Origin of the sequence: Flavobacterium sp. (genome assembly GCF_003525665.1) — a bacterium.
GTDB lineage: Bacteria > Bacteroidota > Bacteroidia > Flavobacteriales > Flavobacteriaceae > Flavobacterium.
The window spans coordinates 317-22266 of the sequence record NZ_DQDX01000163.1 but is presented as its reverse complement, the minus strand read 5'-3'; the positions used below and the strand labels follow the sequence as shown (position 1 = coordinate 22266).

The following is a 21950-nucleotide window of genomic DNA, read 5'->3' as shown; positions in this document are numbered from 1 at the left end:
TTTTATGAAACAAATTATAAATCCTGATTATTATAGAACAAATATCTCCTTTTTTTGTTGGGTGACAAATCCCAAAGTAATAAGTGGTTTCAAAATAGAACAAGTGATTTAATAGACATAAAATAAAATTTTAGATAACAAGAAAATTAAACAATTCATAAAAAAATGAATGGAATTAGTATTAATTTATTTTATCCAAAAAATCTTTAGTTATTGGTTTTACTTGGAATGATATAATGTTGACGTCGGTACTGGCACGAATAATATCATAATCATCAATTGTTGAGGAAAGTACATATACATGACAATAGTTTTTGAGCTTCTCTGGAAGTTCATTATAGAATTTTAAAAAATCGAAACCCGACATAATGGGCATGTAAATGTCTACAAAGATAATTTGAGGTAAAGCCAGTTCATTGTTTTGATTATCTTGTAAATAATCAAGAGCTTCTTGCGCCTTGGTATAGGCTATGACATTATTTCCAAAATTATTTTTTGTAATCATTCGTGAAGCAATGTATAAATCGATAACATTGTCATCAATGATCATTACATTCTCAAACTTGGTAATGGTTGGCTCAATCATCATTTTAAATTTTTAATAATTATGGTAAAAATAGTACCTACTCCTTTTTGGGATTGAAGTTCAATGGAACCTTGTATGTTTTTAATAGAGTCTTTTACAATATACAATCCTATTCCTGTTCCATCGGTATCACTTGATACACGGTAAAACATATCAAAAATCTTATTGTGGTATTCTTCATCAATACCAACGCCATTGTCTTCTATGGTAATGTGCAACTTCTCGTCTTTAAAAAAGGTGTTAATTTTTATAAATCGATAAACTTCTTCTTTCTTATGGTGCTTAATTGCGTTAGAAATTAAATTCTCTAAAATAGTATTCAGCCTAAGTTGATCAGAGAAAAATGGTTGTGCTTCGGAAAATTCGAAAACAAAATCGATTTCTTTAGCTTGTTGACTGTTTTTTAGACCATTGACTATGGATAAAATGGTTTCGTCAATAGCAATTGGTTCGATGTTTAGATTAACACGGTTGTTTCTAGAATAGCTCAAAATGTTTTTGATGAATTCATCCAGTCTGTTAACGCTGTTTCTAATCATTTGAGCGTGCTCGCGAGTATCTTGCTCTTTGGTTTCTTCTTCTATGAATGAAATTAATCCGAGAACTGATGTAAGTGGCGAACGCAAATCGTGTGAAACGCTATATACAAAACGATCGAGTTCTAGATGGGCTTTTATTAATTCGGCATTTTGTATTTCTAATTGCTCTTCGTTTCTTTTTCGTTCGGTGATGTCCATAACCATTGCCATAGCGCCGATGTATTTATTATCTTCATTGTATAGCGGATTGGCGGATATGGTCGTCCATACTACACTACCCGATTTAGAAATAAATTTGAAAATAAAATGATTAAAATACTTCTCTTTTTGAATCTTCATGAATTCGACTGCTTTCACTTTGACTTTATCACTCATAAAGAAAAAGATGTCTTTACCAATCATTTCTTGAGTAGTATATCCTAATATTTCGGCCATTTTAGAATTGACAAATGTCGTTTTATTGTCGTCATCAATCATCCAAATGCCCTCTTGTGCTGTTTCTACTATTTGACGGTATTTTTTTTCGCTTTTTTCTATTTGCTTTCTTGTCAAAACTTGCTCGGTTACATCATTTCCAAAAAACAATATTCCGTCAATTTCACCAGCACTATCGCGGTGCGCTTGATAAATAAAATTTAGATACGTCTCTACCAAGTTTCCGTCGCCATTGTGGTCAAATTTAATCAGCATTTCGTTGGCCGAAAAGGTAACTCCAGTATTGTAAACGTCGTCTAGAAATTGAAAAATACCTTGCGATTCTAGCTCGGGCAAAACCTCTTTAACCGATTTCCCAATAACGTTGGTTTTCCCAATAAGTTTTAAATAAAGCGGATTGGCTACTTCATATACATGATTTGGTCCTTTTAAAATTCCCATGCAGGATGGCGATTGCTCATACAAATCCATGAAACGTTGTCGTTCAACAAGAACCGCTTTTTGTAAATTCTTTTTAAGCGTTTCATCCCTCCCAATACAATAGACTGTTTTATTCTTTTTATCCCATTTGGCCGACCAAAAGACATGAACAACCGAACCATTTTTATGATGAAATCGATTTTCGAATAAAGTGACAGAAACACCATTTTTAATTCCTAAAAAAGAAGCTAGCGTTTTCTCTCTGTCCTCAGCTACTATAAAGTCTAGAAAGTTTTTACCAATAAGCTCTTTCGGATAATAACCTAAAGTTTTAAATGAAGAAGCATTGATGTGCACAAAATCTCCTTTTTCATTTGTAGAACAGATAACATCTACCGAAGAATCGAGCGTTTTGTTATGACTAGACACTGTTTTTACTAAAGCATTTTCAGTTTTATTTAATTTTTTCTCGGCTTCTTTAAAATGCGTAATATCGTTGTGTTCAATTAATATCAAATCAAGATGGGTTTCTATTCGCTTTGCGCGCATGTAAAAACATCTTTTTTTGGTGGGCGAATTGCATGGATATTCTAAATAAAACTCTTCTGCTTCTCTATCAATAACCTCTTTTATTCCATTAAATGCTTGTATTGCTAAATCATTAGTACTACATGCTGAAATTTTGCAAACGTCAAAATAATTCGCGCCTTCTTCTGTAGCAAAAATATTGGCTCCATTATTTCTACCAAAATTCTTCCAAGCTGTATTGACTTTAATGATAAGACCATCACTATTTATAACAGCAATGTTAGCATTTAGTGCATCTAAAGCAGAAAAATTATACAATTCCATCTCGTTAGAATAACTTAACTGCTCTATAGTGTCATTACTTTTGATCATTTTATGGTCTCCTTTTTTATTGATTCTAGTGCTTTTAAATTACTAATTATTAAAAAATAAGTTATTCTTTTAATTTTATAAATTTATTGAAATCGTCTTGTCGTCGTTTTGCAATTGGTAATGTCACTCTGTTTGAAAGCTCGCAGAAATAACCGTCTTTCTTAGATATTTTAGCGATGTGTCGTAAATTGATTATGTAAGAATGATGAATTCTAAAAAAATAATTAGAATCTAAAATGGTATTGTATTCGCCAAGGTTTCTACAGGACATTAGCTTTCTGCCATCAGTAAGATGAAAATTGGTGTATTTACCATCGGCTTGACAAAAAATAATATCTTTCATCTGAATCAACTCAATTTTATCTACTGAAGAAATGGCAACATAATCAACATTTGGTGCACTAGAGTTAATAGAATTGATAACCTTAATTTTTTGTTCTTGATAAATTCGCTCCATCTCAAGTAGTTTAATCGACTTGTAAATACTTTTAATAATGCTATTAAAAGTTATTGGCTTGATTATAAAATCCACCGCATTATATTTAAATGCTACTAAGGCATTGGTTACATCCGATGAAATAAAAATTAATTTTGGGAGATTGAATTCTAAAGTACTCAGCAATTCAAAAAAGTAATGATCCTCAAAAGAAATGTCTAAAAAAACAACATTTGGTCTTAAACTTTTAATCTGCTCCACTCCACTTTCAATAGTTGAAGAACATCCCAATAATGCAATTATCATCGTATTTTCTTCTTCAAATTTTTTCAGGATTTGAATAGAATCAGCTTCGGTTGAAATAACAATCGCATTGATAGTAACTGTGGCCGGTATGTAATTATTTAAATGTATAATAGGATTGTATTTTTTTTTAGTAAAAAACCAACTTTAACAAAACTAAAACTATAGTTATAATTAAGAGCTAAAGGAATTGGTTTTTAATAAATGAAATTAATAAGTGTGTCGTAACTTGACATAACTGAAAAAATAACATTCTAACTAAATATTAAAGAAATAAAATTTGCGAGTAAAATTTAATTGCAAGCACGATTCTCAAAAAAAAACAGAAAGAAAAAGATTGGTAATAATCTAAAAAAAATGACTATTAAATATCAAATTTGGACTCAACCACTCTAACCAAGTACTGTGCCATGTATCGACTAAAAGCACATTTTAACGCTAATTGGCAAAATAAAATAGCTTTTAATAGCTTTAATACTACATTCAGTAATACAAAACGTCATGACAATAAAAAAATGTCATGAAAAAAGTGAAAATAGATAGGTTTAGGTGCTTTTTACTGAGAATTCAATAAACACAACGTAAAATTCCTACTTCTTTTTATGAATAATGAATTTTTGAAGTTAAATTTTAAAGTCAATTTGAAAGGTAAAAAGAACATCTGATTTGTAGTACTCGTTCTCATTTTTTGCAGAAAACATTCTACACGCTAAAACCAAAAATAGTATAATCTTCGTATATTATTAAAACGATACAAAATGACCGCATTAGAAACAAAAAACGACATTATTTATTTTGACAAAAAATTTGGCTACATAACAGATAATCAATTAATTATCACAAAAGGCGCTTCCAAAAATAAGGTTTACATCGACTCTATTAAAAGAGTAAACCTTTTTAAAAGTAGAGTATTCTTGAGTAACTTAGTTTGTTTTTTGGCTAGTTCGTCACTCCTATTGTATGTTTACTTCTATTTGAAATCTAATAAAAATATATTTTTCTACGGTCTAATTGCAATTGGATTGTTATTGCTGGTGTATTCCTTTATTCACAAATTCTATATTTACAGATTAGTGATTAAAGAAAATAACGATGCAGTTGTTGAAATAAAAACAACGCAAATTAATAGAGATCAAATAAAAGATTTTTATAAAACTATTTTAAAGAAAATCCCTAAAACATAATGTTTTAGGGTTGCGCTACTTCGCCTTCCCAATTCATGAAACCACCTTCAAGATTGTAGGCGTTTTCAAAACCCATTTGCTTCATAATGCTGCAAGCTTGAGCACTTCTTCCGCCAGCTTTACAGTAAACATAGTAGTTTTTAGATTTGTCTAATTCTTCTAACTTATAAATAAACCCTTGTCCTTTATAAATATCGTTTAAAATGGCTCCAGGGATAATTCCTTCATTCCATTCATCATCAGTTCTTACATCTAGAATTACTGCATTTGTATCGGCTTCTAATTGCGAAGCCCACTCTTGTTGTGATAGATTCATTGTTTTAAATTTTTATCAAAAATAGCAATTCCTTTGAAACTCGTTAAGATAAATTAACAAAAAAATAACAGTACAGTTGTATATACAAATAAAAAAGTATTTACATTTGTACCTACAAATATGACAACTACGAATATGAGAATTGAGGAGATAATAAAATCTAACGTTACATTGAGTGATTCTAAAAAAATCATCCTTAATGTTATGTATACTCACAACGTTATTGGAGATAAATTTAGTGAGATTTTAAAACCACATGATTTATCATCAGAACAATATAACGTATTGCGAATTTTACGCGGTCAAAAAGGTTTGCCAGCCAATATGTGCGTCATTCAAGAACGAATGATTGCCAAAAACAGCAACACTACCCGATTGATTGACAAATTACTTCTGAAAGATTTAGTTACTAGAGAAGTTTGCCCTGACAATCGCAGAAAAATTGAAGTTCAAATCACTCAAAAAGGACTAGACTTACTAAACTATCTAGATCCGATGGTAGTTGAACATGAGAATTATTTTTCTTCCAATTTAGATCCAGAAGAAGTAGTACAATTAAACAATTTATTAGAAAAATATAGACAATTAAAATAAATAACTATGAGTAATTTTATACAAGATGCCAACTGGCGTTATGCAACCAAGAAATTTGATGCCACTAAGAAAGTATCAAACGAAGATTTAGATACACTAAAAGAAGCAATACGATTATCATCGTCTTCTTACGGATTACAACCTTATAAAGTAATTTTTGTTGAAAATCCAGCATTAAGAGCGCAATTACAACCAGTTTCATGGGGACAAACTCAAATAGTTGATGCTTCGCACTTAATTGTTTTTGCTAATGTTACTAATATTGGCGAAACTGAAATTGATGCTTATTTCAAAAATCTAACAGAAACAAGAAACATTCCAATGGAAGCGCTTCAAGGTTATGCCGATTTTATGAAATCAAAAATCACATCATTATCAGAAGAAGCTAGAAACATCTGGACTTCAAAACAAACGTATTTGGCACTTGGAAATCTTTTAAATGCTGCAGCAGAATTAAAAATTGATGTTACACCAATGGAAGGTTTCGAACCAGAACAATACAACGAAATACTAGGATTGAAAAAGCTAGGATTAAACGCGTCTTTAGTAGCGCCAATTGGTTACCGTCATGAAGAAGATGCAACCCAACACTATGTTAAAGTACGTAAATCAAACGAAGAATTATTTCTAAATTTATAATCAATAAACTAAATTAAAATTAAAACAATGAAAAATTTAAAGACAATTGCAATCGCAGCATTAGTAGTTTTAAGCACTACCTTAACTACAGCTCAAAACAAAAAAATCGATCTGAAAAAAAGTAGCATTGCATGGGTTGGAAAAAAAGTTACAGGACAACACAATGGTACAATTAACTTCTCTAGCGGTACTTTAGTATTCAAAGGTAAAGCATTAAAAGGTGGTGAATTTGTAGTTGATATGAACTCAATTAACACTACTGACTTACAAGCTGGTAAAGGAAAAGAAAAATTGGATGGTCACTTAAAAGCTGATGATTTTTTTGGTGTTGAAAAATACCCAACTGCTAAATTAAAAATCACTAATTTATCTGGAAAAGGAAACGGTTTATACAAAGTAACTGCCGACTTAACAATTAAAGAAGTAACTGCTCCAGTAACATTTGACTTAACTATAAAAGGTAACGCAGCAACTGCAGCTTTCAATGTAGACAGAACTAAATATGACATCAAATACAAGTCTAAAAACTTCTTCGAAAACTTAGGAGATAACGTAATTTCAGACGAATTTGAATTATCTGTGAACTTAGTGTTCTAATAAAAAAATAAAATTGCTATGAACAAAGAAACCTTAGAGAAATCTTTAAGGTTTTTTTTGTTATTTTGCCTTATGAAAAACTTGGTTCTCATTGATAATTACGACAGCTTTACCTTTAATTTAGTTCATTATTTTGAAGATTTAAATTGCAATGTTACTGTATTGCGAAACGATGAATTTGAACTTAAAGAGCTAGAAAAATACGACGCGATTGTTCTTTCTCCTGGACCCGGAATTCCCTCAGAAGCAGGCTTATTAAATGAAGTAATACAAAGCTATGCTTCAACTAAAAAAATACTCGGAATCTGTCTTGGTCAGCAAGCTATTGGCGAAGTATTTGGTGGATCACTTATCAATTTAGAAAAGGTGTATCATGGCGTTTCATCCAAAATTACTATCACCGTTCAAGACGAACTTCTTTTTAAAAATCTACCACAACAACTTGAAGTTGGACGTTACCATTCTTGGGCAATAAATCCAACTGATTTTCCCGATTGCCTAGAAATTACATCCTTGTCTGAAAACGGCGAAATCATGTCTATAAGACACAAAATCTACAATGTAAAAGGCGTTCAATTTCATCCAGAAAGCATTTTGACGCCAGCTGGAAAAACCATTTTATCCAATTGGGTGAACGAATAAATTCCTAAATTCTATAGTTCTCACGTGCCAAATAGATTGTACTGCTTGATTTACATTCAAAAACTAATACTTTATATAAATACACTCAATATCTTGAATATTAATTTTTTAAATATTCACTATAGATAAATACTATTGCGTTTTTAATGTTAAAATTACGTTAATAAAAAACTAAACAACTGTTTAACTTAAACAATTGTTTAATTTTGTTCTTGTTTTAAAATCATAGAATGAAATGGAATTTAACGATAAACAAATAGAAATTCTTAATGTTGCCGAACGGCTGTTTGCAGAGGAAGGATTTGACGGAACTTCAGTAAGAGACATCGCAAAAAAAGCCAACATTAATGTTGCAATGATATCCTATTATTTTGGTTCGAAAGAAAAACTTTTGGAAGCTGTAGTTATTCATAGAATTGGGACTATGAAACTGCGATTGGAAAACCTTTTACAAGAAGACTCCACTCCTATTGAAAAAATTGAAAAACTGGTTGTGTATTATATTAATCAAATTAATGCCAACAGAAGTATTTATCAAATACTACATTTTGAATTGTCGACCAAGAAACGCGAAATCAATACTGATGCTTTTACCGAAGTTAAGAAAAACAATCTCAAGGTAATGGAGAGCATCGTTAAAGAAGGACAACTTCAAGGCATATTTCAACCTAATATAAACATTGCATTGCTTTCGCCAACTATCATTGGTTCGCTTATCTATTTCCACATGAACAAACCTTTGTATGTAGATTTATTCGATTTAAAAACCGATGAAGCATACGAAAACTACATTGAAACCACGTTAACGCAACACATTCAAAAAACAATAAAAGCACTCCTACTATATGAAAATTAAGTATTTACTACTAAGTCTACTTTTTCTCACGGTTTCAAAAATTGATGCCCAAGAGAAAAGAAAAATGTCTTTGAAAGAAGCTATTTCATTGGTTATTACAAACAGTAACGAGGTTGCATTGGCAAATACTAGAGTAAAAACATCACAACTCGAAATGGAAACTGTGAAGAACAATAAATATCCTAGCGCAACAATTTCTGGGCAATACCTTCGCTTAACCAGTGCTAATGTAAAATCCAATCTTGGTTCGGGAAATTCAGATCCTAATGCAGCACCATCAACTTCTCCTGAAGTGAGTCAGCTGATTCTTGGTCAAGCCAATGTTTCGATGCCTATTTTTAGTGGATTTAAAATCAAAAACAGCATTCAAGCTTCAGAGAATTTGTTCAAATCAGAAACTTTTAAAGCATCACATACTAAAGAACAACTAGCATTAGAAGTTGTTGAATTGTTTGCCGGATTGTATCAAGCGCAAGAAACCGTAAAATTATTTGAAGAAAATTTAAAAAGCGCACACCAACGCGCCACCGATTTTTCTGCTATGGTCGACAACGGATTGCTTGCAAGAAACGACTTATTGAAATCGCAATTGCAAGAATCTAACATTCAGCTTTCGCTTGATAATGCGTTGAAAAATGTAACTATCATCAACTATCAATTGGTTACACTTTTAAAATTACCCGAAAATACTAGCATTGATATCGATATTGAAGCGGTAAAAAATGATATGGCACAAACGCAATTGCTGACACTTAACGCTCAAAGAAACGATTTGGAAGCGCTTAATTTTCTAGAAAAAGCATCCGAATCGAATATTAAAATTGCAAAAAGTGGTTATTATCCATCAATTGCACTAGTTGGTGGTTACATTGCATTCGATTTAAAAGACGTACTTTCTGTAAACAATGCCATGAATTTTGGAGTTGGATTGAGCTACGACTTAGCTTCGATTTTCAAAAACGGTAAAAACGTAAAATTAGCACAAAGCAAAACAGAACAATCGAAACATGCCATTGCTATTTTATCGAATAAAATTAAAGAAGAAACTCATGAAGCTCAAGAAAACTACAATTTATCTTTAAAACAAAACAAGGTTTATAGTTTGGCCGTAGAACAATCTGAAGAAAATTACAGAATTGTGAAAGACAAATACGATAACAGTTTGTCAACTACAAACGATTTATTGGAAGCTGATGTGCTTCAATTACAAAGTAAAATAAACCTAGCGCTTTCTCAAGCAGACATTGCCTTGAAATACTATCAATTGCAATTTGCTTCAGGAAAATTAATCAACTCATTCAACTTATCTACAAAATAAAATCTCATGGAAAAGAAACAAACCAATAAGAAATTCATTCTAATTTTTGCTGCCTTTATAGTAATTGGAGGAATTTATGGAACGTATAAATACATGCATTCCTTAGCTCATGAAGCTACTGATGACGCACAGATTGAGAAAAATATGAATCCGATAATTCCAAGAGTTGCTGGGTATGTAAACAAAGTCTATGTAAAAGACAACGATTTTGTAAAAAAAGGCGATACTCTATTTACCATTGACAACAGCGATTATGCTATAAAAGTACAAGAAGCCGAAGCCGCTTTAATTGCCGCTCAAGGAAGTTTTGAAGTTTCTAAAGCCGATATTGGAACTTCACAAGCCAATGTTTCGGTATCGAATGCCAACGAACAATCATCACTTGGAAGTATAGAAACGGCTAAAATTAGATTAAATAGAGCTGCAAATGATTTTGAACGTTACAGCAATTTGTATAAAAATAAATCGATAACCAAACAACAATTTGAACAAGCCGAAGCTGCTAAACTAGAAGCACAAAGCCAATTGAAAATTCTTCAAGAACAACAAAAATCTACTGCTTTTCAAAAAACCGTTGCTGCTTCAAGAACTACAGTTTCTAGCAAGCAAGCCGATGTTGCTTCAGCCAATATCAAACGAGCTCAAGCGGTTTTAGACGCAGCAAAACTAAATCTAAACTACACTGTGGTTACCGCTGCAATTGACGGACAGATTTCTAAAATTTCAATTCAACCAGGACAATTTTTGCAACCAGGACAATCGTTATTTTACATCATCAACAACAACGAAGCTTGGGTTGTAGCCAATTTTAAAGAAACTCAATTAAACAAAATGGTTGTTGGACAAAAAGTAACTGTAAAAGTGGATGCTTATCCAGACACAGAATTCAACGGAACTGTAGCCAGTTTTTCGCCTGCAACAGGTTCTAGATTTTCTATTTTGCCTCCAGATAATGCTACAGGTAACTTTGTAAAAACCATTCAGCGTTTGCCAGTTAAGATTTCTTTGGATGCCACTAATGATGTAGAAAAAGTAAAACTATTACGTCCAGGAATGAATGTAGATGTTGATGTACATATCAAATAATATTTGAGGTACTATCATTATTTGAAATTAAAAATTTAAAATTAAAATGGCAACACCACAAGCAGACGATTTAGTAGAATACGGCTACAGAAGAGTTATTATTACGATAACTGCTGTAATGTGTGCTTTGCTAGAAATTGTAGACACAACCATTGTAAATGTCGCTCTAACCAATATGCGAGGAAGTCTTGGCGCAACATTAACCGATGTGGCTTGGGTAATTACCGCTTATGCCATTGCAAATGTAATTGTGATTCCGATGACGAGTTGGTTATCACAACAATTTGGTCGTAGAAATTACTTTGCCGTATCGATTATTATTTTTACAGCAGCATCATTTCTCTGCGGAAATGCTTCTAATATATGGGAATTGGTAGCCTTTAGATTTGTTCAAGGTCTAGGTGGTGGTGCACTTTTGGTTACAGCTCAAACTATAATTACCGAAAGTTATCCAGTTGCAAAACGCGGAATGGCACAAGCAATTTACGGAATGGGAGTTATTGTTGGTCCTACTCTTGGTCCGCCATTGGGTGGCTATTTAGTAGAACATTTTTCTTGGCCTTATATCTTTTACATCAATATTCCGCTAGGAATTATTGCTACACTTTTAACGTTGGCTTTTGTAAGAAGTCCAAAATACGGCGAAAAATTGAAAGCCAATCAAGTCGATTGGTTGGGAATTATTTTCTTGGCATCGTTTATTGGTTCGTTACAATTTGTGTTGGAACATGGTCAGCAAGACGATTGGTTCAACAATAATTTAATTGTTACTTTAAGCATTGTTTCTGTTTTTGGATTACTCGCATTCATCTGGCGCGAACTAACGTACAAACATCCAATTGTAAATCTTACAGTCTTGAAAGATGGGAATTTACGAATTGGAATTTTGATGGGATTCATCCTTGGTTTTGGGTTGTATGGCTCTACTTTAGTTATTCCAATTTACACACAATCGGTATTGGGTTGGACCGCTACAGATGCAGGTTTGCTTTTAATTCCGGGTTCGATAACAACGGCAATTATGATGCCTTTTGTGGGTAAGATGATTCAAAAAGGTATTCCGCAAGGCTATATGGTTGGTGCCGGATTTTTGGTATTTTTCCTATTCACTTTTTGGATGCACAACATAATGACACCAGATACTGGAGTAGAGCATTTCTATTGGCCGTTAATCTTAAGAGGAATTGGTTTGGGATTATTATTTGTACCAATAACCACACTTTCATTATCAACTTTAAAAGGAAGAGAAATTGGCGAAGGTGCCGCTTTTACAGGAATGTTCCGTCAACTTGGTGGTTCTTTTGGAATTGCCATTATCACCACATTTATAACCCGATTTAGTCAAGAACACAGAGCCAATTTGGTTTCACATCTTGATGGAAGTCGATTTGAAGTGCAACAGCGCATTCAACAATTGCAACAAGGATTTATGTCTAAAGGATTTACATCAAATGAAGCACTACAAAAAGCGCATCAAGTAATTGATTTTTCGGTCATGAAACAAAGTACCGTTTTATCTTATATGGACATTTTTATGTATTTAGGAATCATGTTCTTGTGCTGTATTCCGATAATATTTTTAATAAAACGTGGCAAAAACAAGATTAATCCTGCCGATGCCATGCACTAAATTTTGATTGGTTTAAATTTTAGTTTAAAAACTCTGATACTATGTATTGGAGTTTTTTTTATTTTAAACCAAAACAAAAACTTATTAACAACTTTGTTAAATAATAAAAAATAATAATTATATTTGATTGATTACTAATAGTTTATTAACCATAAATTAATATATCATGGGACTTTTTGGCAACAATGATAAGAAGATTATCCAAGAACTTTGTAAGAAAAGTGAAGATATTGGAAAAGACATTTCTAATGAAATTGATGAGTTATTAGACGAATTATCATCAGAATATGATGAAAACCGCAAAGTTGTAAGCGAATTCACTGATTTTGTTGATGAGTTAAAATTAAAATTAAGCCCAGACGATGCTTCCAAACTTCAAGAATTCTCGAATAGGTTAACTAAAGTTAAACGTTGTGCTAAGAAAGGTGTAGAAGCTATGCGCGAATTAGCACGCGATCAACGCAAAGCCACTCGCGAAACCATCAGAGAATACCAAGAATATTTGTACGCGTAGTTTATCTGGTGAAAACCAATTTATTTCCGTTACTTAGATTGCTATCAAAGGCATATCCTTCGTAGTTAAAACCTTTTAAATCATCAATAGTTTCGGCATTGGTGTCGATAATGTAGCGTACCATCATTCCTCTCGCCTTTTTGGCAAAAAAGCTAATTATCTTTAATTTTCCGTCTTTGTAATCTTTAAATTCTGGAGTGATTACTGGAACTTTAAGTTTCTTTACATCAACAGCATCAAAATATTCGTTACTAGCCAAATTCACAAACAATTCGTCATTAGATAATTCTGAGTTTAATTCTTTGACAATAATGGGTTTCCAAAACTCATACAAGTTTTTGTTTGTTCCAATTGGTAATTTGGTTCCCATTTCTAAACGATATGGCTGAATTAAATCAAGTGGTTTCAATAAACCATACAATCCCGATAGAATTCGGAGTTTATCTTGAAGTTTATCAATTTGTTCTTCTGACAATGAATAAGCATCCAAACCAATATAGACATCACCACTAAAAGCATAAATCGCTTGACGACCATTTTCAACCGTTATTTCGGATACATTTCTCGTTTGATTTCGGTTCCAATTTAAATCGGCCAATTTATCTGAAATCGACATTAAGTCCATTAACTCATTTGGTTTTTTCTTTTTTAGAACTTTATCAATAGCTAATGATTGTTTTTGAAAACCATATTCTGTGTAAGAAGTTACAGGTAATTGAGTTTCAAAATCTAGTGACTTGGCTGGAGAAATAACAATTTTCATTTATATAATTTTAATGTTCAAATTTACAAATTACTTTATATAATGTAATAAAAACTATATCTTAAAATCTATCTTGCAATAAATTTACTTGATTATAGAATAGTAACATAGTGATTTTTAATTTTATTAATTTAATGTTTTTGATATGCAAAAATACATTTTACTCCTACTACTAATTGTGATGGCATCGTGCAAAAGCAAAAGCCCAAATTCTGGTTCAGAGACCAAAGAAGCCTATTCTCGTTATGTAAAAATGGATTTCAAAGAAGTAAATTCGGCAAAGAAAAATAGAGCTTACGATTTAGGAAAACGTCTTTTGGAAACGTGCAACACCTCCAAATTCAAATCATTCTCGAAAGATGAGGCAACAGAAAGTGTCATTAAAAACGCCACTATAGAAAAAATCTCAAAAACTTGTCAGAAGATTATCATGAGAAACGGAAAGTTCATCGACTTGCAATTATCCGAAGTGATTCATGATGTAGAAACCGATGATTATCTTTTTAAATACAAAATTCAATACGAGAAAAAATACTTTGAACGCGAACTAAATGTCAAAATAAATAAAGACGGAAAAGTTGCGGCTATGAGTACGAAAGAATTGGCTAAAAAACCGATGTGATTTAAAACCTAAGTTGTAACGAACTTGTTAGGTTTTTTTTTTGTAAATAAAATCCTAAATTTGAATCTTGTAAGATTTTTTTATTTAACTTTATTTTAAACAACAACAAATAAAACTATTATGGCAAACAACTAAACTGATGAAAAATATTCTAACCATATTTATATTTTTCATAGTGGGAAATATAAATGCACAGATAATACCTATTCCCAACGCAAATTTTAAAGCCAAGTTGTTGCAAGCTGATATTAATAATACTATAGCTTTGTCAAATGATCTTGCTGCTTCCATTAAAATTGATATAAATAATAATGGTGAAATAGAGCAAAGCGAAGCTTTACTGGTTTATTCATTAAATGTGAGTAATTCAAATATTTCCTCCTTGCAAGGACTAAGTTATTTTACTAATCTAGTTGAACTTTATTGTAACAATAATCAATTAGCAACTCTTGATGTTTCATCAAATGTTAATTTACTTTTTATAAATTGTAAAAACAATTTTCTAACCACAATAGATACATCTTCAATAAACGATTTAGCATTTGGTATAAACTGTGAAAATAATTTATTAACATCACTAAATTTGAAAGGTATTGGAAGCACTTTTAATTATGCTTTTAATGCATTATCCTATGGCTATAATCCAAATTTAGAATATATTTGTATTAATAGTTATGTTGATATCTCAAACCCATTTTCTTTGTATGGTTACATTCAGGATTATAACTCTGCTGCATCACTCTCAAATTGTGTTGTAAACTCTTATTGTTCTTTCGCACCTGGAGGAACTTACTACACTATTCAAGGTAATACCAAATACGACCAAGCCAATAATGGCTGTGATGTAAGCGATACTAATTATGCCAATTTAAAAATCAATTTAACAGATGGAACAAACTCAGGAACTGTTATTGCAAATAGTAGCGGTAATTATACACTTCTTGTTTCAGCAGGAACACATACTTTGAATCCCGTTTTAGAAAACCCAAGCTATTTTACAATTTCTCCAAGTACAACAAATGTAACCTTTCCTACCACAGCAAGCCCTTTTACTCAGAATTTTTGTATCAGTCCCAATGGTGTTCACAACGATTTATCAATTGAGTTAATTCCACTAAATAATGCAAGACCAGGTTTTGATTCTCTGTACAAAATAAAATATAAAAATAAAGGTACACAAACACAATCAGGTACTGTAAATTTTACTTTGCAAGATGCAGTTCAAGATGTGGTTGCTACAAATCCATCACCAACAACATCAGTTTTAAATACGCTATCATGGAGTTTTACTAATTTATTACCTTTTGAAACTAGAGAAATTAGCATTTTATTAAATGTAAATTCTTCTGTAGAAACACCAGCAGTAAATAGCGGCGATGTGTTAAGTTTTTCTTCTACAATTGTTGGTCTAACCGATGAAACTCCAACAGACAATAGTGTTGAAGTCAATCAAATTGTTGTAAACTCATTCGATCCAAATGATAAAGCATGTTTAGAAGGAACTACAATTAGTCCAACAAAGATTGGAGATTATGTACATTACAGGATTCGTTTTGAAAACTCTGGTACTGCCAATGCACAAAATGTTGTTGTAAAAGATGTAATTGATACTACAAAATTTGAGATTTCTACTTTACAATTTGTTGATAGTTCACATTCATGCATCACTAAAATTTCTAATGGCAATAAAGTAGAATTTATTTTTGAAGGAATAAATCTTCCATTTAATGACGCTAATAATGATGGTTATATTGTTTTCAAAATAAAGTCGAAAAACACTTTAGTAGTTGGAAACCAAATTACAAATAATGCCAACATTTATTTTGATTATAACGCACCAATTGCAACAAACACTGCAACATCAACGTACCAAGCTTTAAATAATGTTGATTTTGATTTTGGTAATTATTTTACACTATCTCCAGTTCCAGCGAAAGACTTTTTAAATATTACAACTAAGCAACAAGTTGCGATAAAAAGTATATCAGTTTACAACATGCTTTGTCAATTAGTTCAAACTTTTATAAATCCATCAAATGCTATTGATGTTTCTAATTTAAAATCAGGAAGCTACATTTTAAAAATGACAACTGAAAATGGCGTTTTAAGTAGCAAGTTTTTGAAAGAGTAAAAAGTATTCATAATAAAACAAAAACCTCCAAAACGATTAAATTTTGGAGGTTTTTTTATATGAATTTGTATCTAACTAGAAAACAAACATTGCTCTTTCGCTCATCATTTCGTTTACTTCATCAGCAACTTGCTCAATAACCGATTCGTCTGTATGATTCATTAAAACTCTGTCGATGAATTCTACAATCGTTTCCATATCTTCTTCTAACAATCCACGTGTAGTAATTGCTGGCGTTCCAACACGAATTCCAGAAGTTACAAAAGGTGATTTATCATCAAATGGAACCATGTTTTTGTTTACAGTAATTTCGGCTTTAACTAAGGCGTTTTCTGCCTCTTTACCAGTAATATTTTTGTTACGCAAGTCAATCAACATCATGTGATTGTCTGTTCCACCAGAAATTAAATTGTAACCTCTTTTATTGAATGCTTCTGCCATTGCTTTTGCATTTTTTTGTACTTGCATTGCATATCTAAAGAATTCGTCAGTTAGACATTCTCCAAACGCCACTGCTTTTGCAGCGATAATGTGCATTAATGGTCCGCCTTGATTTCCTGGGAAAACTGCTAAATCTAATAAAGAAGACATCATTCTGATTTCACCTTTTGGAGTAGTTAACCCAAACGGATTTTCAAAATCTTTACCCATCATAATCATTCCGCCTCTTGGTCCGCGTAATGTTTTGTGAGTTGTAGTAGTTACAATATGACAATGCGGCATTGGATCATTCATTAATCCTTTAGCAATTAATCCAGCTGGATGCGAAATATCGGCTAAAAGTAAAGCTCCAACAGAATCAGCAATTTCTCTAAAACGAGCAAAATCCATATCACGACAGTAAGCAGAAGCTCCGGCGATAATTAATTTTGGTTGTTCTTTGGTAGCAATAGCTTGAATTTTATCGTAATCAAACTGACCTGTTTCTGGTTCAACACCATAAAAACTTGGAGAGTATAATTTTCCAGAAAAATTTACTGGAGAACCGTGCGTTAAATGTCCACCATGAGATAAATCGAAACCTAAAATTTTATCACCAGGTTTTAAAATTGCCGAAAAAACTGCGGTATTTGCTTGTGAACCCGAATGCGGTTGCACGTTAACATATTCAGCTCCAAATAATTGTTTGGCTCTATCAATTGCAATTTGTTCTACAATATCTACCACTTCACATCCGCCATAATAACGTTTACCTGGATAACCTTCGGCATATTTATTTGTTAAACATGATCCTGCTGCTTCCATTACCTGGTCGCTAACAAAATTTTCAGAGGCAATTAGCTCTATTCCATGTATTTGTCTATCTTGTTCGTCAAGAATCAAGTCAAAAATTTGTTCGTCGCGTTGCATTTTTTTTGGATTTTTGTTAAAAACTCCTCAAAATTACGAAATATGTTTGTCAAATAAATCTTAAATGATATATTTGATTACAAATTTTTCAACAACAAATCAACAAATATACTATGCCGCATTTTGCTAATAATCCTGCTAAAAAATCATGGATAGAAGTTTCTAAAGATTCTGATTTTCCAATTCAAAATATTCCTTTTGGGGTTTTCATAACCAAAGATGACGTGATCACCATTGGAACACGAATTGGCGATAGCGCCATTGATATGGGAGCTTTGCAACAGCTGGGTTACTTTGAAGGTATCGAACTAACAGACGATATGTTTATGCAAGATACTCTTAATGATTTTATTTCTGATGGTAAGAAGACATGGCGATTAGTAAGAAATAGACTTTCTGACTTATTTGACGAAAACAATCCAAAACTTAGAGATAACAAAAGCCATCGCGATGTGATAATCTTCAATATAAGCGATATTGAGATGCTCTTACCTGTTCAAATAGGTGATTACACCGATTTTTATTCTAGTAAAGAACATGCAACCAATGTTGGGAAAATGTTTCGTGATCCAGAAAATGCATTGTTGCCAAACTGGCTTCACATTCCTGTAGGTTATCACGGAAGAAGTTCTACGATAGTTCCATCTGGAATTCCGGTTCACAGACCAATGGGTCAAACATTACCAAACGGCGAAACAACTCCAGTTTTTGGACCATCTAGATTGGTAGATTTCGAATTGGAAACTGCTTTTATCACAACAGATGCCAACGTTATGGGCGAAAATATTCCGGTGAATGAAGCCGAAGATTATATTTTTGGTATGGTTTTATTGAACGATTGGAGCGCGCGTGACATGCAAAAATGGGAATATGTGCCACTTGGACCATTCTTGGCTAAGAATTTTGCATCGTCTATTTCGCCTTGGATTGTGACCATGGATGCGCTTGAACCTTTTAGAGTTAAAGGACCAAAACAAGAGCCAACGCCACTTCCCTATTTGCAACAAAAAGGAAAGCATGCTTATGATATTAATTTAGAGGTTTATATCGAACCAGAAAATGCTGAAGCGACTTTGGTATCTAAATCAAATTTTAAATATATGTATTGGTCTATGAGTCAGCAATTGACACATCATACTTCTAATGGATGTCGTGTAAATTCTGGCGATATGATGGGTTCTGGAACTATATCTGGACCAACAAAAGACAGTTTTGGATCGATGTTGGAATTGACTTGGGGTGGAAAAAATCCGATAAAAATGAATGACGGAAGCGAACGTAAATTTATTAACGATAATGATACAGTAACGATGAAAGGCTTTTGCCAGAATAGTTCGGTGAGAATTGGTTTTGGTGAAGTTTCCAGCAAGTTATTACCGACGTTTGTTAGAAAATAATTTCGTTTAAATTTAAAATTAATCTTTACTGATGGGTTAATCCCGAAGCTTCGGGACAGATAGAAGTGAATAGCTCCCGATTTTTCATCGGGACTTGAAACGAATAGCTGGAGTAGCTTCTAAAAAAACTGAAAACTTTATGAAGAAAATTACTTTATTATTGGCTTTTTTACTTGTACTTTCTAGTTGTGCGAAACGTGAAACGCGCAATATGCTGACTAGTGGCGACTATGATGGCGCGATAATTAATGCGGTAAACGGCTTGCAAGGCAACAAAAATGCTAAGGGAAAACAAGATTATGTGTACATGCTTGAGGAAGCTTTTGCGAAGGCAAGTGAACGCGATTTAAGAAATATTGCAACTTGGTTTAAAGATGCCAATCCAAGAAATTTGGAGCAAATTTATGATACTTACATCAATTTAAATAAGCGTCAAGAAATGATTCGTCCGTTGTTGCCGTTGAAGTTATTGAAAGAAGGTCGTGATGCAAAGTTTCCGTTTAGTGATTATTCGGATCAAATTGTGAGTAGTAAAAATGCGTTGGCAAAATATTTATACGATAATTCTAAAGCACTTTTAGCAACTAAAGATAAGATGAGTTTTCGTCGTGCGTATGATGATTTGGTGTATTTGAATCAGTTGAGTCCTAATTTTAAAGATGTATCACAACTTATTGAAACCGCAAAATTTAAAGGTACTGATTTTGTAAATGTTTATACCAAGAATGAAACCAATATGGTAATTCCAGTGCGTTTACAAGACGATTTGTTGGATTTTAGTACTTATGGATTGAACGATAAATGGACGGTTTATCACAGCAATAAAGTGAAAGGAATTGATTATGACTACGGAATGATTGTGAACTTTCGTCAAATAAATATCTCTCCAGAACAGGTAAAAGAGAAAGAATTTCAGAAAGAAAAACAAATTAAAGATGGTGTAAAAAACCTTATTGATGCCAACGGAAATGTAGTAAAAGACAGTTTAGGAAATCCGATAAAAGTAGATAATTTTAAAACGGTTAGTATTAGTATTTATGAATTTGCTCAGTTTAAAGCCTGCCAAGTTACTGCGAAAGTTGATTATATTGACTTTAAAAGCAATCAGTTGATTGACACTTTTCCTTTAGCGAGTGAATTTACTTTTAACCATATTTATTCAAGATATAAAGGAGATAAACGTGCATGTGAGCAAGATTACTATCCTAATTTTGATAGACGTGCAGTTCCTTTTCCAAGTAACGAACAAATGGTTTATGATACTGGTGAAGACTTAAAAGGAAAATTGAAAACTATTATTTCTAGAAATAAGTTTAGAAAAATATAGTTTAAAAACTAAATAAATAAACAGGTTTGTTGATTGAAACTGCAATTGAAGTTTTTGTTAGCAAACCTGTTTTTTTGTTTCTATGGAATAAATTATACGAATTTCTGTAACGATTGTGCATCAATACTATCATGCGAAGCATCATAAATAGATTTTCCGTCTTGAATCACAATCAGTTGTGGCGATTGATGATAAACGTCAAATTTGCTAGCAATTTCATTGGAAACATCACGGTGATTTAGTAAATCTAAAAAGTACGGTGTGACTTTATCTTGCAAATCAAATTCTTTTTCAAATTGTTTCAACGCCATTCTGCTGATACTACAACGCGTACTGTGCTTGAAAATCAAAACAGGTTTTCCAGCAGATTCAGTTACAACTTGATTCAAATCATCAACATTGGTTAACATTCTCCAATCTACTTTAGACGCTTTATTTTCTTCGTCTTGACTTCCAAATATATTTTTAAACAAACTCATATCACTTAGTAATTACGTTCAATTGATTTTGCAAAATTACGGCATCTGAATCTAATTTATGCTTTTTTAGAAAGGCTATTAATAATTTTAACCTTTTGGCATCGTCAAATTTTAAATTCCATGATAATTTTGCCAAACAAACAGAACATAATGCATTAGGTTTGGCATCCGATTCATAAATATGATTTACGCCATTCATCAAGCAAACAGCATTAATACAATGATTTACCGATAACATGTGGGTAATTTCATGTGTGGAAGTTTTTATAATTCTATTTAAGCACTGCGAATAATTAGATGCAGAAAGCGTATCCTCAGAAAATCTATAAATCGACGAAACACCAGTTCGTTTTGTGTAACTAGCTAACCCAAATACATAACTCCATGAAGGTTCTGGATATAAATCTTTAGCAGTTAACGCCATAATTACTATGGAGTCATCAGGAACAATCTCTGGCAAAATAGTATTAATAATATAGCCAGCATGTAATTGCTCTGTGTTAAATTCCAATCTTTTTTTATCAGATGGAATAGTTTCTTCATTTATTGTTGGTAATACTTTCGTTTTCAATCCAAAAAATAATTTAATATAGTCCACATTATAAGCAATAACTTTCTTTTGCCAAACAGTAAACGTTCCGATTGGCTGAATGTAAATCACCTTTTTATCTTCTGTTGCACGGATAGGTTTCTTGTTAATGTATTGCTTAAAGGTTTGACCAAATTCCTTGTGGGAATAAAGCCACTCGTCGGTTTTTGGTTTAGATAATTTTATATCTAATGCTCCCAATTCCTCATAATTTGGAATCGAAATTGTAGCATTTTCAATGGACTTTTCTTCTTTACAAGATGTAAAAATCAATAAAATCAGTAATGTAATAATTGG

Annotated in this window: 22 protein-coding genes; 14 read left to right on the top strand and 8 right to left on the bottom strand. The window is 32.2% G+C overall.

The window, feature by feature from the left end:
- Positions 1-181 precede the first annotated feature (181 nt).
- The 3 genes from DIU01_RS11550 to DIU01_RS11540 all read right to left on the bottom strand — a co-directional run bounded on the left by DIU01_RS11550 (position 182) and on the right by DIU01_RS11540 (position 3622).
- On the bottom strand, positions 182-589 hold the full coding sequence (locus DIU01_RS11550; RefSeq protein ID WP_290834599.1) for a response regulator: 408 nt from the start codon (positions 587-589) through the stop codon (positions 182-184).
- Entirely contained in the window at positions 586-2880 is a 2295-nt protein-coding gene (locus DIU01_RS11545) for a PAS domain S-box protein (protein WP_290834597.1), read from the bottom strand. The genes DIU01_RS11550 and DIU01_RS11545 overlap by 4 nt, the downstream gene beginning before the upstream one ends.
- 61 nt (positions 2881-2941) lie before the next feature.
- Positions 2942-3622: a LytTR family DNA-binding domain-containing protein gene (locus DIU01_RS11540; protein ID WP_290834595.1), complete on the bottom strand. Its 681-nt coding sequence runs from the start codon at positions 3620-3622 to the stop codon at positions 2942-2944.
- 755 nt (positions 3623-4377) lie between these two features.
- Between DIU01_RS11540 and DIU01_RS11535 the strand changes: the two genes are divergently transcribed.
- Positions 4378-4803 (top strand): hypothetical protein, encoded by a 426-nt coding sequence (locus tag DIU01_RS11535; protein ID WP_290834593.1) that lies wholly within the window; start codon positions 4378-4380, stop codon positions 4801-4803.
- A gap of 4 nt (positions 4804-4807) precedes the next feature.
- Here DIU01_RS11535 and DIU01_RS11530 read toward each other — a convergent pair whose 3' ends face one another.
- Entirely contained in the window at positions 4808-5119 is a 312-nt protein-coding gene (locus DIU01_RS11530; protein ID WP_290834591.1) for a rhodanese-like domain-containing protein, read from the bottom strand.
- A 135-nt stretch (positions 5120-5254) separates the two neighbouring features.
- Between DIU01_RS11530 and DIU01_RS11525 the strand changes: the two genes are divergently transcribed.
- The 9 genes from DIU01_RS11525 to DIU01_RS11485 all read left to right on the top strand — a co-directional run bounded on the left by DIU01_RS11525 (position 5255) and on the right by DIU01_RS11485 (position 12995).
- The gene (locus DIU01_RS11525) at positions 5255-5713 is read left to right on the top strand and encodes a MarR family transcriptional regulator (RefSeq protein WP_290834605.1); all 459 of its coding nucleotides are present in this window, start codon (positions 5255-5257) and stop codon (positions 5711-5713) included.
- A 6-nt stretch (positions 5714-5719) separates the two neighbouring features.
- Positions 5720-6352 carry an NAD(P)H-dependent oxidoreductase gene (locus tag DIU01_RS11520; RefSeq protein WP_290834589.1) on the top strand — a complete coding sequence of 211 codons (633 nt, stop codon included), beginning with the start codon at positions 5720-5722 and terminating at the stop codon, positions 6350-6352.
- Between the two features lie 27 nt (positions 6353-6379).
- A complete protein-coding gene (locus tag DIU01_RS11515; RefSeq protein ID WP_290834587.1) occupies positions 6380-6949 on the top strand; it encodes a YceI family protein in 570 nt (189 codons plus the stop codon).
- A 72-nt stretch (positions 6950-7021) separates the two neighbouring features.
- Positions 7022-7591, top strand: coding sequence for an aminodeoxychorismate/anthranilate synthase component II (locus tag DIU01_RS11510; protein ID WP_290834603.1), 570 nt, complete (start codon positions 7022-7024; stop codon positions 7589-7591).
- Between the two features lie 235 nt (positions 7592-7826).
- Positions 7827-8447: a TetR/AcrR family transcriptional regulator gene (locus DIU01_RS11505; protein WP_290834585.1), complete on the top strand. Its 621-nt coding sequence runs from the start codon at positions 7827-7829 to the stop codon at positions 8445-8447.
- Positions 8437-9765: a TolC family protein gene (locus tag DIU01_RS11500; protein ID WP_290834583.1), complete on the top strand. Its 1329-nt coding sequence runs from the start codon at positions 8437-8439 to the stop codon at positions 9763-9765. The genes DIU01_RS11505 and DIU01_RS11500 overlap by 11 nt, the downstream gene beginning before the upstream one ends.
- A gap of 6 nt (positions 9766-9771) precedes the next feature.
- Positions 9772-10851 carry an HlyD family secretion protein gene (locus DIU01_RS11495; RefSeq protein ID WP_290834581.1) on the top strand — a complete coding sequence of 360 codons (1080 nt, stop codon included), beginning with the start codon at positions 9772-9774 and terminating at the stop codon, positions 10849-10851.
- Positions 10852-10897: 46 nt separating this feature from the next.
- The gene (locus DIU01_RS11490; RefSeq protein WP_290834579.1) at positions 10898-12481 is read left to right on the top strand and encodes an MDR family MFS transporter; all 1584 of its coding nucleotides are present in this window, start codon (positions 10898-10900) and stop codon (positions 12479-12481) included.
- A gap of 166 nt (positions 12482-12647) precedes the next feature.
- Complete coding sequence (locus tag DIU01_RS11485; RefSeq protein ID WP_290834577.1) at positions 12648-12995, top strand: hypothetical protein; 348 nt, start codon at positions 12648-12650, stop codon at positions 12993-12995.
- A 1-nt stretch (position 12996) separates the two neighbouring features.
- Here DIU01_RS11485 and yaaA read toward each other — a convergent pair whose 3' ends face one another.
- Positions 12997-13758, bottom strand: a complete 762-nt coding sequence (gene yaaA, locus DIU01_RS11480; RefSeq protein ID WP_290834575.1) for a peroxide stress protein YaaA — start codon at positions 13756-13758, stop codon at positions 12997-12999.
- 145 nt (positions 13759-13903) lie between these two features.
- Between yaaA and DIU01_RS11475 the strand changes: the two genes are divergently transcribed.
- On the top strand, positions 13904-14380 hold the full coding sequence (locus DIU01_RS11475) for a hypothetical protein (RefSeq protein WP_290834573.1): 477 nt from the start codon (positions 13904-13906) through the stop codon (positions 14378-14380).
- A 139-nt stretch (positions 14381-14519) separates the two neighbouring features.
- The gene (locus DIU01_RS11470) at positions 14520-16511 is read left to right on the top strand and encodes a T9SS type A sorting domain-containing protein (RefSeq protein WP_290834571.1); all 1992 of its coding nucleotides are present in this window, start codon (positions 14520-14522) and stop codon (positions 16509-16511) included.
- Positions 16512-16586: 75 nt separating this feature from the next.
- Here the strand turns inward: DIU01_RS11470 and glyA are convergent, their stop codons facing one another.
- Positions 16587-17861 (bottom strand): serine hydroxymethyltransferase, encoded by a 1275-nt coding sequence (gene glyA / locus DIU01_RS11465; protein ID WP_290834569.1) that lies wholly within the window; start codon positions 17859-17861, stop codon positions 16587-16589.
- Positions 17862-17974: 113 nt separating this feature from the next.
- Between glyA and fahA the strand changes: the two genes are divergently transcribed.
- Both fahA and DIU01_RS11455 read left to right on the top strand, forming a co-directional pair.
- Positions 17975-19258 (top strand): fumarylacetoacetase, encoded by a 1284-nt coding sequence (gene fahA / locus DIU01_RS11460; RefSeq protein ID WP_290834567.1) that lies wholly within the window; start codon positions 17975-17977, stop codon positions 19256-19258.
- A gap of 139 nt (positions 19259-19397) precedes the next feature.
- Entirely contained in the window at positions 19398-20585 is a 1188-nt protein-coding gene (locus DIU01_RS11455; RefSeq protein ID WP_290834565.1) for a hypothetical protein, read from the top strand.
- 92 nt (positions 20586-20677) lie between these two features.
- Here the strand turns inward: DIU01_RS11455 and ytxJ are convergent, their stop codons facing one another.
- Positions 20678-21064, bottom strand: a complete 387-nt coding sequence (gene ytxJ / locus DIU01_RS11450) for a bacillithiol system redox-active protein YtxJ (protein WP_290834564.1) — start codon at positions 21062-21064, stop codon at positions 20678-20680.
- Position 21065: 1 nt separating this feature from the next.
- Positions 21066-21950 (bottom strand): archaemetzincin (locus DIU01_RS11445; protein WP_290834562.1); only part of this gene is annotated, 885 nt, incomplete at its 5' end.

Coding starts and splice junctions, on each gene's coding strand:
- DIU01_RS11550 (WP_290834599.1), bottom strand. CDS start 589: ATGATGATTGAGCCAACCATTACCAAGTTTGAGAATGTAATGATCATT.
- DIU01_RS11545 (WP_290834597.1), bottom strand. CDS start 2,880: ATGATCAAAAGTAATGACACTATAGAGCAGTTAAGTTATTCTAACGAG.
- DIU01_RS11540 (WP_290834595.1), bottom strand. CDS start 3,622: ATGATAATTGCATTATTGGGATGTTCTTCAACTATTGAAAGTGGAGTG.
- DIU01_RS11535 (WP_290834593.1), top strand. CDS start 4,378: ATGACCGCATTAGAAACAAAAAACGACATTATTTATTTTGACAAAAAA.
- DIU01_RS11530 (WP_290834591.1), bottom strand. CDS start 5,119: ATGAATCTATCACAACAAGAGTGGGCTTCGCAATTAGAAGCCGATACA.
- DIU01_RS11525 (WP_290834605.1), top strand. CDS start 5,255: ATGAGAATTGAGGAGATAATAAAATCTAACGTTACATTGAGTGATTCT.
- DIU01_RS11520 (WP_290834589.1), top strand. CDS start 5,720: ATGAGTAATTTTATACAAGATGCCAACTGGCGTTATGCAACCAAGAAA.
- DIU01_RS11515 (WP_290834587.1), top strand. CDS start 6,380: ATGAAAAATTTAAAGACAATTGCAATCGCAGCATTAGTAGTTTTAAGC.
- DIU01_RS11510 (WP_290834603.1), top strand. CDS start 7,022: ATGAAAAACTTGGTTCTCATTGATAATTACGACAGCTTTACCTTTAAT.
- DIU01_RS11505 (WP_290834585.1), top strand. CDS start 7,827: ATGGAATTTAACGATAAACAAATAGAAATTCTTAATGTTGCCGAACGG.
- DIU01_RS11500 (WP_290834583.1), top strand. CDS start 8,437: ATGAAAATTAAGTATTTACTACTAAGTCTACTTTTTCTCACGGTTTCA.
- DIU01_RS11495 (WP_290834581.1), top strand. CDS start 9,772: ATGGAAAAGAAACAAACCAATAAGAAATTCATTCTAATTTTTGCTGCC.
- DIU01_RS11490 (WP_290834579.1), top strand. CDS start 10,898: ATGGCAACACCACAAGCAGACGATTTAGTAGAATACGGCTACAGAAGA.
- DIU01_RS11485 (WP_290834577.1), top strand. CDS start 12,648: ATGGGACTTTTTGGCAACAATGATAAGAAGATTATCCAAGAACTTTGT.
- yaaA (WP_290834575.1), bottom strand. CDS start 13,758: ATGAAAATTGTTATTTCTCCAGCCAAGTCACTAGATTTTGAAACTCAA.
- DIU01_RS11475 (WP_290834573.1), top strand. CDS start 13,904: ATGCAAAAATACATTTTACTCCTACTACTAATTGTGATGGCATCGTGC.
- DIU01_RS11470 (WP_290834571.1), top strand. CDS start 14,520: ATGAAAAATATTCTAACCATATTTATATTTTTCATAGTGGGAAATATA.
- glyA (WP_290834569.1), bottom strand. CDS start 17,861: ATGCAACGCGACGAACAAATTTTTGACTTGATTCTTGACGAACAAGAT.
- fahA (WP_290834567.1), top strand. CDS start 17,975: ATGCCGCATTTTGCTAATAATCCTGCTAAAAAATCATGGATAGAAGTT.
- DIU01_RS11455 (WP_290834565.1), top strand. CDS start 19,398: ATGAAGAAAATTACTTTATTATTGGCTTTTTTACTTGTACTTTCTAGT.
- ytxJ (WP_290834564.1), bottom strand. CDS start 21,064: ATGAGTTTGTTTAAAAATATATTTGGAAGTCAAGACGAAGAAAATAAA.